Consider the following 15,962-nt stretch of genomic DNA (forward strand, 5'->3'; position numbering starts at 1 on the left):
CCCTTTTTTTGACTGTTCTACCGCTATCGCAGGCAAGCCAGCTCCCACATTGACCGGGCTCCTACAGGGCTTTGTGTTCTATCTGACGATTGTGAACTCCATGACCACTCAAACCCTCGACCTCGCCAGCGCCACCCACGGCTACCGGCGCCTGCTGGCGCGGAGTGCCTGGCTGCTGGCCTTGCTCGGCAGCGCGCTGGCCTGCGCGATTCTGGTCGACCTGGCCAGTGGCCCGTCGGGCATGGGCCTGCTGGCGTTACTCGACGGCATCCTGCATCCCTCGCACCTGAGCGCCACCGACCAGGTGATCATCTGGAACGTGCGCCTGCCCTACGCGCTGATGGCGGTGCTGGTGGGCTGCGCGTTGTCGCTGGCCGGGGCCGAGATGCAGGCGATCCTAAACAACCCGCTGGCCAGCCCGTTTACCTTGGGCGTGTCGTCGGCGGCGGCGTTGGGCGCATCGCTGGTGATTGTGTTCCCGGTGACCACGCTGTGGGTCTCGGCCAACACCGCGATTTCGATCTCGGCGTTTATCTTCGCCGCCGCCTCGGTGTTTTTGCTGCAAGCCATGTCACGCCTGCGCGGCGCCGGCGTGGAAAGCCTGGTGTTGTTCGGCATCGCGCTGGTGTTCAGTTGCAACGCGGTGGTGGCCTTGCTGCAACTGGTGGCCACTGAAGACGTGCTGCAACAGCTGGTGTTCTGGACCCTGGGCAGCGTGACCCGGGCCAATTGGGACAAGCTCGGCATCCTGGCGCTGGTGGTCGCGGTGGTGCTGCCGTTTTCCTTCACCGCCGCACCGCGCCTGACCCTATTGCGCATGGGCGAGGACCGCGCGCAAAGCTTTGGCGTGGACGTGAAGCGCCTGCGGTTTTTCTCGTTGCTGCGCATCAGCCTGTTGTCGGCCACCGCCGTGGCCTTTGTAGGCACCATCGGATTTATCGGTCTGGTAGGCCCGCATATCGCGCGGATCCTGGTGGGTGAGGATCAACGTTTCCTGTTACCGGCCAGCGCCCTGACCGGTGCGTTGCTGCTGTCGCTGTCGTCGATTGCCAGCAAGCTGATCATGCCCGGGGTGATTGTGCCGGTGGGGATTGTCACCGCCTTGGTCGGCGTGCCGATTTTCGTGGTGCTGGTGTTCAAGCGGGGGAGGCAGTTATGAGTGCGGGCTTATCGGTACACAACGCCAATGTGAGCTACGGGCGCCGGCAGATCGTGCACGACCTGAGCTTGCCGCCCCTGCCCCACGGCAGCCTGACCGCCTTGATCGGTCCCAACGGCGCGGGTAAATCCACCTTGCTGCGTGCCGTGGCCGGGCTGGAAAAGATGCAAGGCGTTGTGCGATTGGGCGACCTCGACCTGTCGGCCATGTCCGTTGCCGAACGTGCGCGACGGGTGACCTACATGCCGCAGAACCTGCCGCCCGGCCTGAGCCTTAGCGTGATGGAAAGCGTGATCGCCGCGCTGCGCGTGGCCCATGTGGAGGGTGTTCCACTCTCCAGCGAGGCCTGCCTGCGCGAAGCCTTCGAGGCGCTGCAGCGCATTGGCATCGCGCACTTGGCCGACCAGTTACTCAGCACGTTGTCGGGTGGCCAGCGCCAATTGGTCAGTCTTGCCCAACTGATCGCGCGTCGCCCCCAGGTGATGCTGCTGGACGAACCCACCAGCGCCCTCGACCTCAACTACCAGTTGAAAGTCATGGAGTGCGTGCGCGGGCTGGTGCGCGAGCACCAACTGATCGCCGTGGTGGTGCTGCACGACATCAACCTTGCCGCACGCTTTGCCGACCATATCGCCGTGCTGCGCCAGGGCCGGCTGTATGCCAGCGGCACGGCAGATGAGGTGCTCGACCCGGCGCTGTTTGCCGAGGTGTATGGCGTGCAGGTGCGCATCGAACGCTGCTCGCAGCAGTCGCTGCAAGTGTTGGTGGACGGCGCTGTGTAAAACGCTTCTAAGGTTAGACGCAAATGTTTGATTGAATTATTGCCCTTTGGTCTTCACCTATAGCTGCAGGCATTCGCTCATTTGGAGAGCTTCATGATCGACCTGTACTACTGGACTACCCCCAACGGTCACAAAGTATCGCTGTTCCTGGAAGAAGCCGGCCTGCCCTATAAGGTGCACCCGATCAATATCGGCCAGGGCGACCAGTTCAAGCCGGACTTCCTGAAGATCGCTCCCAACAACCGCATCCCGGCCATCGTCGATCAGAATCCGACCGACGGCGGTGCGCCGATTTCGCTGTTTGAATCTGGCGCAATCCTGCTGTACCTCGCGGAAAAAACCGGCCAGTTCATTCCACAAGACCTGCGTGGTCGCCAGGAAGCACTGCAATGGTTGTTCTGGCAGATGGGTGGATTGGGGCCGATGGCGGGCCAGAACCACCACTTCAGCCAGTTCGCCCCGGAGAAGATTCCCTACGCGATCAAGCGCTATGTGGACGAAACCGCGCGCCTGTACGGTGTGCTCGACCGGCGCCTGGCCGACCGCGCGTTCGTGGCCGGTGAGGACTACAGCATTGCCGACATGGCGATCTATCCATGGATCGTTTCCCACAAGTGGCAGAGCCAACGCCTGGAAGACTTCCCACATGTGCTGCGCTGGTTCAACAGCATCAAGGAGCGGCCAGCAACCGTGCGCGCGTATGAACTGGTACAGAAAGTGAACCCGCCCAAGGCTTGATCTTAAGCAGCACGCGATCAAATCCGGGCGCTGGCCTGCCTGCAATAGCCTCACCATGGTGTGACTGACGCACCTGGGTGCCGGCATCGCAGGCAGGCCAACGCCCACCTTGATCGCTGTCCGAATCAAGTTCTCACGCTTAACCCAAAACTCCCGCTTGCGTCGTTTCGCCGCGCTCACTAACGTAGCGCCTTTACTGACGCTACCCCCCGCAGGAGCTTTGCCATGGCCTCGCCAGCCCTCTCACATTTTCTTCCCCGGTTCGGCGTTGCCGCGGCAGTGGCCAGTGCATTAAGCCTGGCCGGTTGCCAGCTCCAGAGCACCCAGGACACCCTGCCGCCAGTTGCCGGCGTGCAGCCGATCAAAGGCCTGGCACAGAATGTATCGGTACGCCGCAATGCCCAGGGCATGCCGCTGATCGAAAGCAACACCTTCCACGACGCGCTGTTCAGCCTCGGTTATGTGCACGCCAGTGACCGCATCACCCAGATGGTCACCCTGCGCCTGCTGGCCCAGGGCCGCCTGGCAGAAATGTCCGGCCCTGAGGTGCTGGATGTCGACCGTTTCATGCGTGCGGTCAACCTCAAGAAAAGCGCCGGCGAGCTGTATAACGCCTCCTCCCCGCGCCTCAAGCGCTTCTTCGAAGTGTATGCGCGCGGCGTCAACGCCTACCTGTTCCGCTACCGCGACAAGCTGCCGCCGGACCTGGCCCAGACCGGCTACAAGCCCGAGTACTGGAAGCCGGAAGATTCGGCGCTGCTGTTCTGCCTGCTGAATTTCAGCGAGTCGGCCAACCTGCAGGAAGAGCTTGCCTCCCTGGTGCTGGCGCAAAAAGTTGGCGTCGACAAGCTCGCCTGGCTGACGCCGAGCACGCCGGATGAGCCGATTCCGCTGGCCGAAGCCGAGAAACTCAAAGGCGTGAACCTTAGCCAGATCACTGGCCTGGCCGGACTGGACACGGTCAGCCAGCAACTGAGCAGCCTCAACGCGCTGGCCGTCACTACCTCGAGCAACTGGGCGATTGGCCCGCAACGCAGCCGCAGCGGCAAAAGCCTGCTGGCCAGCGACCTCGCCGCCCAGCCCCAGGCTCCGTCGCCGTGGAGCTACGTGCAGATTCGTGCGCCCAAATACCAGGCCGTCGGTGCTTCGATTGCAGGCCTGCCGACCCTGTTATCCGGCTTCAACGGCAAAGTCGCGTGGAGCATGAGCACGGTCAAGGGCGACACCCAGGACCTGTTCCTGGAGAAGGTCAAGCGCCAAGGCAACGCGCTGTACTACGAGAACAACGGAAAATGGCTACCGGCTGGCGTGCGCAACGAAACCTACTTCGCCAAGGGCCAGCGCCCACTGCGTGAAGTGGTGTACGAAACCCGTCACGGCGCCCTTCTCAACAGCAGCCAGGCCCTGACCAGCGGCTTGGGTCTGGCCCTGCAAACGGCCGACTTCAAGGATGACAAGAGCCTGGATGCGTTCTTCGATTTGTCCCGGGCGCAAAACGTCGCCAAGGCGTCGGACGCCACCCGGGAGATCCGCGCGATTGCCTTGAACATGATCTTCGCCGACGCCACCAATATCGGCTGGCAAGTCACCGGGCGTTTCCCTAACCGTCGCGAAGGCGAAGGCCTGCTGCCCTCGCCGGGCTGGGACACCCGCTTTGACTGGGACGGCTACGCCGATGCGATGCTGCACCCCTACGACCAGGACCCGGCCCAAGGCTGGATCGGCACCGCCAACCAGCGCACCGCGCCGCGCGGCTACGGCATGCAACTGTCCAACTCGTGGGACGCGCCGGAGCGCAGCGAGCGCCTCGCGCAATTGGCCAATGCCGGCAAGCACGACAGCCGCAGCATGATCGCCATGCAGTACGACCAGACCACCCTGTTCGCCGCCAAGCTCAAGACCATGTTCCAGGCACCGGGCATGGCCCAGCCGCTGAAACAGGCGATTGCAGCATTGCCGGCCGCCGAACAGGCCAAGGCGCGCGAGGCGCTGAGTCGCTTGATGGCGTTTGATGGCCGGCTCGTGGCAACGTCCGCCGACGCCGCACTCTACGGGCTGTTCCTGCAGGAAAGCACCAAGCAGATCTTCCTCGACGAACTGGGCCCGGAAAACAGCGCCAGCTGGAAGGCCTTCGTCAGCAACGCCAGCCTGTCCTATGCCGCCCAGGCCGACCATCTGCTGGGCCGTGAAGACAGCCCGTTCTGGGACGACGTGCGCACGCCGCAAAAAGAAGACAAACCCGCGATCCTTGCGCGCAGCCTGGCCGCCGCGATCACCGCCGGCGACAGCCAACTCGGTGCCGACCACAAGGCCTGGCAGTGGGGCAAGCTGCACAGCACCACCTGGAAAAACAGCACTGGCCAGGTGATTCGCGGCCCGCTGGCGTCCGGTGGCGACCACAACACCTTGAACCCGGCACCGTATGCCTGGGGCCAGGACTTCAACACCACCCAGGTGCCGGCGCTGCGCATGATCGTCGATTTCGGCCAGGTGGAACCGATGATGGGCCAGGGGGGCATCGGCCAGTCCGGCAACCCCGCCAGCCCGAACTACGCCAACGGCATCGACCCGGCGCTCAAGGCGCAATACTTGAGCTTCCCGATGCAGCCGCAGAACTTCGAGAAGGTGTATGGCAAGGCGCGGTTGACCCTGACGCCGGGCAAATAACCCACCTCCTTGTAGGCGCCGGCTTGCCGGCGATGGTGCACTGTCAGCCGGCGTTCCAGCCGTCTGACACAGCGCTATCGCCGGCAAGCCGGCGCCGACAATGGACCACCTGCATTCAGATAGAACTTCTCGCCCCGCCCCTGCCTCCTACCTGATAAGCCCATTGCCCCCGGCACGCCCATGGACCTTGTCATCGCCCGCCCCGAAGGCCTCTACTGCCCCGCCGGAGATTTCTACATCGACCCCTGGCGCCCGGTGGAACGTTCGGTCATCACCCACGCCCACGGCGACCATGCCCGCACCGGCAACCAGCACTACCTTGCCGCCGCCCCCGGTGAAGGCATCTTGCGTTCGCGCCTGGGCCAGGACATCAACCTGCAGACCCTCGCCTATGGCGAACAACTCGTCCACCACGGCGTGACCCTGAGCTTCCACCCTGCCGGGCATGTACTCGGTTCGGCCCAAGTGCGTCTGGAATACCAGGGTGAAGTCTGGGTTGCCTCCGGCGACTACAAAGTCGAACCCGACGGCACCTGCGCGCCGTTCGAGCCCGTGCGTTGCCACACCTTTATCACCGAGTCGACCTTCGGCCTGCCGATCTACCGCTGGCAACCCCAGGCGCAGATCTTTGCCGGGATCAACGCCTGGTGGCAGGCCAATATCGCCGCCGGCAAGGCCAGCGTGTTGTTCTGTTACTCGTTCGGCAAGGCCCAGCGCATCCTGCATGGCATCGACGCCAGCATCGGCCCGATCCTCAGCCATGGCGCGGTCGAACCGCTGAACCGGGTGTACCGCGAAGCGGGTATCTATATCCCGGAAACCCTTTACGCCGGCGACTTCAAAAAAACCGACCCGCTGCTGCGCCAAGCCCTGATCATCGCCCCGCCCTCCGCCGGCGGCAGCAGTTGGATCAAGCGCTTCGGCGACTACAGCGACGCCTTCGCCAGTGGCTGGATGCGCCTGCGCGGCACACGGCGGCGGCGCGGGGTCGACCGTGGCTTTGTTCTGTCCGACCACGCCGACTGGCCGGGGCTGTTGTGGGCCATCGAACAGACCGGCGCCGAACGCGTGATGGTGACCCACGGTTCGGTCGGCGTGCTGGTGCGCCACCTGCGGGAAAAAGGCCTGGATGCCCAAGGCTTCACCACCGAATACGGGGATGACGAAGAAGAGGCCACGGCATGAAAGCCTTCGCGCAGCTCTACGCCAATCTTGACGCCACCACGTCCAGCAATGCCAAGCTCGCGGCATTGCAAGCGTACTTCCTGCAAGCCCCGGCAGAAGATGCGGCATGGGCGGTGTATTTTTTGTCCGGCGGGCGCCCTCGCCAGTTGGTGCCGACGCGCCTGCTGCGGGACATGGCCACCGAGGCGGCGGGCATCGAGCCGTGGCTGTTCGAGGAAAGCTACCAGTCGGTCGGCGACCTGGCCGAGACCATTTCCCTGCTATTACCGGAATCTACCTACACCTCGCAGGATGGCCTGGCGGTATGGCTGGAAGAAAAGCTCCTGCCGCTGCGCGGCCTGGCGCCTCAGGACCTGGCCGAGCGCCTGCCGGCGTTATGGGCGCAACTGGATCAACCGAGCCTGATGGTGTGCATCAAGTTGATCACCGGCAGCTTTCGCGTCGGCGTGTCCAAATTGCTGGTCACCCGTGCACTCGCCGCAATGGCCGACCTCGACAGCAAGCGGGTCGCACAGCGGTTGGTGGGCTACACCGACCTGTCCAACCGGCCGACGGCCGAAGGCTACCTCAAGCTGATCGCCGCAGAATCAGACGACGAACATGCGCAGCGCGGCGGACAGCCCTATCCGTTTTTTCTCGCCCATGGCTTGTCGCAACCGGTGGAGCAATTCGACGCATTGCTCGGTTCCCCCGCCGATTGGCAGGTGGAATGGAAGTGGGATGGCATTCGCGCGCAACTGGTCAAGCGCGACGGCCGCCTGTGGGTGTGGTCGCGTGGCGAAGAATTGGTCACCGAGCGTTTCCCCGAACTGCACAGCCTGACCAGTGGCCTGCCCGATGGTACGGTGATCGACGGCGAAATCGTGGTGTGGAAGGACGCAGTGCAGCCCTTCGCCCTGCTGCAACAGCGAATTGGCCGCAAGACCCTGAGCAAAAAGGTGCTCGACGATGCACCGGTCGCCGTCCTCGCCTATGACCTGCTGGAATACCAGGGCGCCGACTGGCGCAACCAGCCCCAGGCCGAACGTCGCGCTCAACTCGAGCGGGTAATCGCCCAGTGCAACCAACCCGTGCTGATTCCATCACCCCTGCTCACGGGCGCGACCTGGCAGGATCTTGCGCAACAACGCGAAGCCTCCCGCCAGTTGGGCGTGGAAGGCATGATGCTCAAGGAGCGCAAAGGCCTTTACGGTGTGGGTCGCACCAAGGACATGGGCCTGTGGTGGAAGTGGAAAGTCGACCCGTTCAGTGTCGACGCCGTGTTGATCTACGCCCAGCGCGGCCATGGTCGTCGCGCCAGCCTCTATAGCGACTACACCTTCGCCGTGTGGGACGGCCCGCCCGGCAGCGAGCGCTCGCTCGTGCCCTTCGCCAAGGCCTATTCAGGGCTGACCGACGAAGAGATGCGCAAGGTCGACGCGATTGTGCGCAAGACCACCGTAGAAAAATTCGGGCCGGTCAGCAGTGTCACGCCGAGCATGGTGTTCGAGCTGGGGTTCGAGGGCATTGCCCTGTCCAAGCGGCATAAAAGTGGGATCGCGGTGCGGTTTCCGAGGATGTTGCGGTGGCGGCAGGACAAGGCGGTGGATGAGGCTGACAACCTGGCCACGCTGCAAGACCTGCTGACCGGATGCTAAACACTCACAAATCCCTGTAGGAGCTGGCTTGCCTGCGATGGCGGCGGATCAGTGCCAGATAAATAAGCTGACCCGCCACCATCGCCGGCAAGCCAGCTCCCACGTTTTCGATCCGCATCAGCCCCAAAAGGGTGCGCTGTTTTTTGCGTGCCCATTTTCGGGCATCTCCTACACTGAGATCTCCCTCTTCCCACCTTTTAAAACGACCATTCGGAACTATGGTGCAGAAATTGCTACTTGTGTTGCGTCTGACACCGTTCAGTAACAGTCCTAAACGCGCCACAAGCGCTTATCTTGGTTTCCAGGGATTACATAATGAAAAAAGCATTGCTGACCCTTTCTGCACTGGCTCTGTGCATGGCCGCTGGTACTGCGTTGGCCAAGGAATACAAGGAACTGCGTTTTGGTGTCGATCCGTCCTACGCGCCATTCGAATCCAAGGCCGCCGACGGCAGCCTGGTGGGCTTCGATATCGACCTGGGCAATGCAATCTGCGCCGAGCTGAAAGTGAAGTGCAAGTGGGTCGAAAGTGACTTCGACGGCATGATTCCAGGCCTGAACGCCAACAAATTCGACGGCGTGATTTCGTCGATGACCGTGACCGAAGCCCGTGAGAAGGCGATCGACTTCTCCAGCGAGCTGTTCTCCGGCCCGACCTCCCTGGTGTTCAAAAAAGGCGCGAACTACTCCACGCCTGAGTCCCTCAAGGGCAAATCAGTGGGCTACGAGCAAGGCACTATCCAGGAAGCCTACGCCAAGGCTGTGCTGGACAAAGCCGGTGTGACCACCAAGGCCTATGCCAACCAGGACCAGGTGTACGCCGACCTGACCTCCGGCCGTCTGGATGCGTCCGTGCAGGACATGCTGCAAGCCGAACTGGGCTTCTTGAAGTCGCCGGCCGGCGCTGACTACGAAGTCAGCAAGGCTATCGACGACCCTCTGCTGCCGTCGAAAACTGCGGTCGGTATCAAAAAAGGTAACAAAGACCTCAAGGCCTTGCTCGATAAAGGTATCAAAGCGTTACACGATGATGGCACCTACGCCACCATCCAGAAGAAACACTTCGGCGATCTGAACCTCTACAGCGGTAAATAACACCCTGGCGCCCACCGGTTTGCGGTGGGCGCTTTTTTATCGCCATTAGGTCCTGAATTCATGTTTGAAGATCTTTTGCAAACCCTGGGGCTGGGCGCCTTCAGTTTGAAGGGGTTCGGCCCGCTGTTGCTCCAAGGGACGTGGATGACCGTAAAACTCTCGGTCGCCTCCCTGGCTGTCAGTGTCCTGCTCGGCCTGATTGGGGCCAGCGCGAAACTGTCCAGCGTCAGCTTGATCCGTATTCCCGCCCAGCTCTACACCACCTTGATTCGCGGCGTACCTGACCTGGTACTGATGCTGCTGATTTTCTACAGCCTGCAAATCTGGCTGACCGGTTTGACCGACTTCATGGAATGGGACTACATCGAGATCGACCCATTCAGCGCCGGGGTGATCACCCTGGGCTTCATCTACGGTGCCTACTTCACCGAGACATTTCGCGGCGCGATCCTCGCGGTCCCGCGTGGCCAGTTGGAAGCTGCAACCGCCTACGGGCTGAGTCGCGGGCAGCGGTTTCGCTTCGTGACCTTTCCGCAGATGATGCGTTTTGCCCTGCCGGGCATCGGCAATAACTGGATGGTCATGCTCAAGGCCACGGCGCTGGTATCGATCATCGGTCTCGCGGACCTGGTCAAGGCCGCCCAGGATGCCGGCAAGAGCACATATCAACTGTTTTACTTCCTGGTCATCGCGGCGTTTATCTACCTGCTGATCACCAGTGCGTCCAACTTCATCCTGCGTCGGCTTGAACGCCGCTACTCCGCTGGGTCCCGGGAGGCCGTGCGATGATCGAACTCCTGCAGCAATACTGGCGGCCCTTCCTGTACAGCGACGGCCAGCACATCACCGGGCTGGCAATGACCATGTGGCTGCTCAGCGCCTCGCTGGTGATTGGTTTCCTGGTCTCGATCCCGCTGTCCATCGCCCGCGTCTCGCGCAATCGCCTGGTGCGTTGGCCGGTGCAGTTCTACACCTACCTGTTTCGTGGCACGCCGCTCTATATCCAGTTGCTGATCTGCTACACCGGCATCTACAGCATCGCCGCGGTGCGCGCGCAGCCGGTGCTGGACGCGTTCTTTCGCGATGCGATGAACTGCACGATCCTGGCCTTCGCCCTCAACACCTGCGCCTACACCACCGAGATCTTCGCCGGTTCGATCCGCAGCATGGCCCACGGCGAAGTCGAGGCCGCCAAGGCCTATGGCCTCAGCGGCTGGAAGTTGTATGCGTATGTGATCATGCCCTCGGCCCTGCGTCGCTCGTTGCCGTACTACAGCAATGAAGTGATCCTGATGCTGCACTCGACCACCGTGGCGTTTACCGCGACAGTGCCCGACATTCTCAAGGTCGCACGGGACGCCAACTCGGCGACCTACATGACTTTCCAATCCTTCGGCATCGCCGCGCTGATCTATCTGACAGTGACCTTTGCCCTGGTCGGCCTGTTTCGTCTGGCGGAGCGCCGCTGGCTGGCCTTCCTCGGGCCGAGTCATTAAGGAGCCTTCATGCGTCATCAGGTTCATGAACTGATCGCGCCGGTGCCTGGCACGGCGCGGCAGATTCACAGTTTCCACTTCGGCCCGGAACAGGCTGAAGGCAAGATCTACATCCAGTCGTCGCTGCACGCCGATGAAATGCCCGGCATGCTGGTGGCCTGGCACCTCAAGCTGCGCCTGGCGCAACTGGCGGCCGCCGGGCGCCTGCGCAGCGAAATCGTGCTGGTGCCGGTCGCCAACCCGGTGGGCCTGGAACAGGTGTTGATGGATATTCCGCTGGGCCGCTACGAGCTGGAAAGCGGGCAGAACTTCAATCGCTTGTTTGTCGACCTCAGTGACGCGGTGGGTAACCAGGTCGAGGCATTGCTCGGGGATGATCCGCGACACAACGTCGAACTGATCCGCACCGCGCTGTCCAACGCCCTCGCCGCGCAAACCGCCGAGACCCAGCTGCACTCCCAGCGCCTGGTGCTGCAACGCCTGGCCTGCGACGCCGACATGGTGCTCGACCTGCATTGCGATTTCGAAGCCGTGGCGCATCTGTACACCACGCCCGAGGCGTGGCCGCAGGTCGAGCCGCTGGCGCGCTATCTCGGCTCGGAAGCCAACTTGCTCGCCACCGATTCCGGCGGGCAATCCTTCGATGAGTGTTTCACCCTGGTGTGGTGGCAATTGCAGCAGCGTTTCGGCGAGCGCTTCCCGATCCCGATGGGCAGCTTTTCCGTCACCGTCGAGCTGCGTGGCCAGGGCGACGTCAACCATGGCCTGGCCAGCCTCGATTGCCAGGCAATCATCGACTACCTGATCCACTTCGGCGCGATCGAGGGCGAAGCCGCTCCACTGCCGGCGCTGCCCTACCCCGCCACGCCGCTGGCAGGCGTCGAACCGGTGGCGACACCGGTCGGCGGCCTGCTGGTGTTCAGCGCCCTGCCGGGGGAATACCTGGAGGCCGGGCAACTGATCGCCGACATCATCGACCCCATTACCGACCGCGTAACGCCTGTGCACTGCCAGAAGGCCGGCCTGCTTTACGCCCGTTCGCTACGCCGTATGGCCACTGCCGGGATGGTCATCGGCCATGTCGCCGGCTCAGAGGCCTACCGTAGCGGCTATCTACTTTCGCCTTGAGGATGCACGCCCCATGTACAAATTGACCGTTGAAGGCCTGCATAAAAGCTATGGCGACAATGAAGTGCTCAAAGGTGTCTCGCTCAAGGCCAAGACCGGTGACGTGATCAGCCTGATCGGCGCCAGCGGTTCGGGCAAGAGCACCTTTTTGCGCTGCATCAACTTCCTGGAAACCCCCAACGACGGCGCCATGACCCTCGATGGCCAGCCGATCCGCATGGTCAGCGACCGCCATGGCATGCGCGTGGCTGACGATGCCGAACTGCAGCGCCTGCGCACACGCCTGGCGATGGTGTTCCAGCACTTCAACCTGTGGAGCCACATGAGCGTGCTGGAAAACATCACCATGGCCCCGCGCCGGGTGCTGGGTTGCAGCAAGAAGGACGCCGAAGACCGCGCCCGTCGCTACCTCGACAAGGTCGGCCTGCCGGCACGCGTGGCCGATCAATACCCGGCCTTTCTCTCCGGTGGGCAGCAGCAACGGGTGGCCATCGCCCGCGCCCTGGCCATGGAGCCGGAAGTGATGCTGTTTGACGAGCCTACCTCAGCCCTCGACCCGGAGCTGGTGGGCGAGGTATTGAAGGTGATCCAGGGCCTGGCCGAGGAAGGCCGCACCATGATCATGGTGACCCATGAGATGAGCTTCGCGCGCAAGGTGTCGAGCCAAGTGCTGTTCCTGCACAAGGGCCTGGTGGAAGAGCAAGGTGCACCGGCGGATGTGCTGGGCAATCCGAAAAGCGAGCGGCTGCAGCAATTTCTCAGCGGCAACCTGAAATAAACGTATAGGAACCGGCCTGGCGATAGGGCCCTGAGCACTGCGGCGATCTTTGCGCCACCCTCGCAGCGGTGCGACGCGCCTGCAAGGATTGCGTTAAACCTTTGATGCTCGGTGAAGGTCTGTGGAATAGGCCTTCCAGAGTGTCAGCCGTCGCATGGCAAAACCCCACGACTTCGCCAAAATATGGTTCGCCACCAAGGGCTGGAAACCGTTCGCCTTCCAGAAAGCCGTGTGGGCTGCCGTCAAGGCAGGCCAGTCCGGCTTGCTGCATGCCAGCACTGGTGCGGGCAAAACCTATGCGCTGTGGTTTGCCGCCCTGAATCGCTTCGCCATCACTCGCCCGCCGGCCAGCGGCAAGCGCAAAGCGCCCGCAGAGCCACTGACGGTGCTGTGGATCACGCCCATGCGGGCGTTGGCCGCCGATACCGCCCGCGCACTCGAAGCACCGCTTGAGGCCTTGCAGATTCCCTGGAGCATCGGCCTGCGCACCGGCGATACCAGCAGCAGCGAGCGTGCCCGCCAGACACGCCGACAACCCACCGCACTGGTCACCACCCCGGAAAGCCTGACCCTGATGCTCGCCCGCGCGGACAGCGAAGTGAGCCTGGCGCACCTGCGCATGGTGGTGGTGGATGAATGGCATGAGCTGATCGGCAACAAGCGCGGCGTGCAACTGCAGCTGGCGCTGGCACGGCTGCGGCTTTGGCATCCCGAGCTGATGGTATGGGGGATTTCGGCAACGCTGGGTAATCAGGCTCACGCCTTGGAGGTATTGGTTCCACAAGGTGGCGGGATCAACGTGCAGGGGCAGACAGCCAAGCAGCTGTTGGTCGACACCTTGTTGCCGCCCGTCGCGGAACGCTTCCCCTGGGCCGGGCATATCGGCTTGAAAATGTTGCCGCAGGTAGTGGCCGAAGTGGAAACCAGCAGCAGTTGCCTGGTATTCACCAACACCCGCGCGCAATCGGAAATCTGGTACCAGGCGTTGCTCGAGGCGCGCCCGGACTGGGCCGGCTTGATTGCCCTGCACCATGGCTCACTGTCCCGGGAGACGCGCGACTGGGTCGAGCGCGCACTCAAGGACGGGCAGCTCAAGGCCGTGGTGTGCACCTCGAGCCTGGACCTGGGGGTGGATTTTTTGCCGGTGGAACGAGTACTGCAGATTGGCTCGGCCAAAGGCGTGGCGCGGCTGATGCAACGCGCCGGGCGCTCGGGCCACGCGCCGGGGCGGCCATCGCGGGTGACGCTGGTGCCGACCCACAGCCTGGAACTGGTGGAAGCCGCCGCAGCCCAGGATGCCATTGCGCAGCGGCACATCGAAGCGCGGGGATCGCCGCACAAGCCGTTGGATGTACTCGTACAGCACTTGGTGAGCATGGCACTGGGCGGTGGCTTCACCCCCGATGCGTTGCTGGCGGAAGTGCGCGGTGCCTGGGCCTATCGCGACCTGACCGAGGCCGACTGGGCCTGGGCCCTGGGCTTTGTGCGCCATGGCGGGTTGTCGCTGACCGCCTACCCGGACTATCGCCGCGTGGAGCCCGACGAACACGGCATCTGGCGCGTCCCCGACGCCAGGCTCGCGCGCCGGCATCGCATGAGCGTGGGCACCATTGTCAGCGACGCCAGCATCCAGCTGAAATTCTGGAGCAAGGGCGGCGGCGGCAAGAACCTCGGCAGTGTCGAAGAAGGCTTCATCGCGCGCCTCAAGCCGGGTGATGGGTTCCTGTTTGCCGGGCGCTTGCTCGAGCTGGTCCGGGTGGAAAACATGACCGCCTATGTACGTCGCAGCAGCGCCAAAAAAGCCGCAGTGCCACGCTGGAATGGCGGGCGCATGCCGCTTTCCAACGAGTTGGCGCAAGCCGTGGTGGAACGCTTCGACGCTGCGGCGCGCGGGCACTACGACGGCCCGGAAATGCGCGCGGTGCAACCCTTGTTGCAGACGCAGTTGCGCTGGTCCGGCCTGCCGACGCACGACGGGTTGTTGGCCGAAGCCCTGAAGTCCCGCGAGGGGTGGCACCTGTTTCTCTACCCGTTTGCCGGGCGCCAGGTGCACTTGGGCCTGGCGAGCCTGTTGGCATGGCGGGTCAGCCAACGCCAACCCGTGACCTTCTCGATTGCAGTGAATGATTACGGCTTGGAGCTGCTGAGCGCGACGCCGGTGGAGTGGCCTGCCCTGCTGAACGAAGCATTGCTGAGCCCGGCAGACTTGCTGGCCGACGTCGTGGCCAGCCTGAACGCCGGCGAACTCGCCCTGCGCCGCTTTCGCGAGATTGCGCGGATCGCCGGACTGGTGTTTGCCGGATACCCCGGCGCGCCGAAAAGTACACGCCAGGTGCAGGCGTCCAGCGGACTGTTCTTTGAGGTATTCAAGCAATATGACCCGCAGAACCTGTTGCTGACCCAGGCCGGGGAAGAAGTCCTGCGTGATGAGTTGGATATTCGTCGGCTGGAACAGACACTGCGGCGTCTGTCAGCGCTGCAACTGGACTTACACGTGATCGAACGGCCGACGCCGCTGGCCTTTCCGCTGTTGGTGGAACGGATGCGTGAAAGCATGAGTTCGGAAAAACTCTCCGAGCGCATCGCGCGGATGGTCAAGGACCTGGAGAAAGTCGCGGATAACGGGAAGGCTTGATGTATTACACCGTGCAATTGGAAGGTGAAACGTTATGGCTGCTGGCGGACAAGGCCGTGTATTGGCCTGCGCACCAGTGTTTGCTGATCGCCGATGCGCATTTCGGCAAGGCCTCGGCCTACCGCAGCCTCGGGCAACCGGTGCCGCAAGGGACTACCACCGAGAACCTGCAACGACTGGATCGGCTGTTAGCGGCCTTTACCTGCACGCGCGTGATCTTCCTGGGCGACTTCCTGCACGGCCCCGGCTCGCATGCGAGTGGCACGCTGGGCGCCTTGCGGGCGTGGCGTGAACGCCATACAGGGCTGCACCTGACCTTGATTCGCGGCAATCACGACAAGCGCGCAGGCGACCCGCCGGCGGACTTGGACATCGAGGTGGTCGCGGAGCCGCTGCTGATGGGACCATTCGCACTGCAACACGAACCGGATGCGCATGCCAGCCACCATGTACTCGCAGGGCATGTGCACCCGGTATATCACCTGCGCGGCAAAGGCCGGCAACGCTTGCGCCTGCCGTGCTTCCAGCTGGGAAGCCTCGTCAGCCTGTTGCCGGCGTTCGGGGCATTTACGGGGGGTTATGCGGTGGAGCAGGACAATGACCACCGGATCTTTGTGATCGGTGATCACGAGGTATGGCCAGTGCGTTGACCGGCCTCCCAG

General features: G+C 63.0%; 13 protein-coding genes. All 13 read left to right on the forward strand.

All coding sequences use genetic code 11. The features are described 5' to 3' along the window. Window positions 1-100: 100 nt before the first annotated feature. The 13 genes from NTD80_RS17970 (at window position 101) to pdeM (ending at window position 15,950) form a co-directional block, all read left to right on the forward strand. Complete coding sequence (locus NTD80_RS17970; protein WP_262134460.1) at window positions 101-1,159, forward strand: FecCD family ABC transporter permease; 1,059 nt, start codon at window positions 101-103, stop codon at window positions 1,157-1,159. Beyond that, window positions 1,156-1,941 carry an ABC transporter ATP-binding protein gene (locus NTD80_RS17975; RefSeq protein ID WP_201143661.1) on the forward strand — a complete coding sequence of 262 codons (786 nt, stop codon included), beginning with the start codon at window positions 1,156-1,158 and terminating at the stop codon, window positions 1,939-1,941. The genes NTD80_RS17970 and NTD80_RS17975 overlap by 4 nt, the downstream gene beginning before the upstream one ends. A 93-nt stretch (window positions 1,942-2,034) precedes the next feature. Further along, on the forward strand, window positions 2,035-2,679 hold the full coding sequence (locus tag NTD80_RS17980; RefSeq protein WP_106804942.1) for a glutathione S-transferase N-terminal domain-containing protein: 645 nt from the start codon (window positions 2,035-2,037) through the stop codon (window positions 2,677-2,679). Window positions 2,680-2,904: 225 nt separating this feature from the next. Further along, a complete protein-coding gene (locus NTD80_RS17985; RefSeq protein WP_262134461.1) occupies window positions 2,905-5,346 on the forward strand; it encodes a penicillin acylase family protein in 2,442 nt (813 codons plus the stop codon). Window positions 5,347-5,526: 180 nt separating this feature from the next. Further along, window positions 5,527-6,531 (forward strand): ligase-associated DNA damage response exonuclease, encoded by a 1,005-nt coding sequence (locus NTD80_RS17990; protein ID WP_065903019.1) that lies wholly within the window; start codon window positions 5,527-5,529, stop codon window positions 6,529-6,531. Further along, window positions 6,528-8,168 carry an ATP-dependent DNA ligase gene (locus NTD80_RS17995; protein WP_262134462.1) on the forward strand — a complete coding sequence of 547 codons (1,641 nt, stop codon included), beginning with the start codon at window positions 6,528-6,530 and terminating at the stop codon, window positions 8,166-8,168. Before NTD80_RS17990 ends, NTD80_RS17995 begins: the two co-directional genes overlap by 4 nt. 315 nt (window positions 8,169-8,483) lie before the next feature. Beyond that, on the forward strand, window positions 8,484-9,263 hold the full coding sequence (locus NTD80_RS18000; protein WP_065903021.1) for a transporter substrate-binding domain-containing protein: 780 nt from the start codon (window positions 8,484-8,486) through the stop codon (window positions 9,261-9,263). 60 nt (window positions 9,264-9,323) lie between these two features. Further along, on the forward strand, window positions 9,324-10,052 hold the full coding sequence (locus NTD80_RS18005; RefSeq protein WP_262134463.1) for an ABC transporter permease: 729 nt from the start codon (window positions 9,324-9,326) through the stop codon (window positions 10,050-10,052). Next, complete coding sequence (locus NTD80_RS18010) at window positions 10,049-10,759, forward strand: ABC transporter permease (RefSeq protein WP_065903025.1); 711 nt, start codon at window positions 10,049-10,051, stop codon at window positions 10,757-10,759. Before NTD80_RS18005 ends, NTD80_RS18010 begins: the two co-directional genes overlap by 4 nt. A gap of 9 nt (window positions 10,760-10,768) precedes the next feature. After that, the gene (locus NTD80_RS18015) at window positions 10,769-11,887 is read left to right on the forward strand and encodes a succinylglutamate desuccinylase/aspartoacylase family protein (protein WP_262134464.1); all 1,119 of its coding nucleotides are present in this window, start codon (window positions 10,769-10,771) and stop codon (window positions 11,885-11,887) included. 13 nt (window positions 11,888-11,900) lie between these two features. Further along, window positions 11,901-12,665 (forward strand): ABC transporter ATP-binding protein, encoded by a 765-nt coding sequence (locus NTD80_RS18020; RefSeq protein ID WP_065903037.1) that lies wholly within the window; start codon window positions 11,901-11,903, stop codon window positions 12,663-12,665. A gap of 154 nt (window positions 12,666-12,819) precedes the next feature. Beyond that, window positions 12,820-15,300 (forward strand): ligase-associated DNA damage response DEXH box helicase, encoded by a 2,481-nt coding sequence (locus NTD80_RS18025; protein ID WP_262134465.1) that lies wholly within the window; start codon window positions 12,820-12,822, stop codon window positions 15,298-15,300. Next, window positions 15,300-15,950 carry a ligase-associated DNA damage response endonuclease PdeM gene (pdeM, locus tag NTD80_RS18030; protein ID WP_262134466.1) on the forward strand — a complete coding sequence of 217 codons (651 nt, stop codon included), beginning with the start codon at window positions 15,300-15,302 and terminating at the stop codon, window positions 15,948-15,950. Before NTD80_RS18025 ends, pdeM begins: the two co-directional genes overlap by 1 nt. Window positions 15,951-15,962: the final 12 nt, after the last annotated feature.

This window comes from Pseudomonas sp. 13B_2.1_Bac1, from assembly GCF_025466155.1.
Classification (GTDB): domain Bacteria; phylum Pseudomonadota; class Gammaproteobacteria; order Pseudomonadales; family Pseudomonadaceae; genus Aquipseudomonas; species Aquipseudomonas aylmerensis.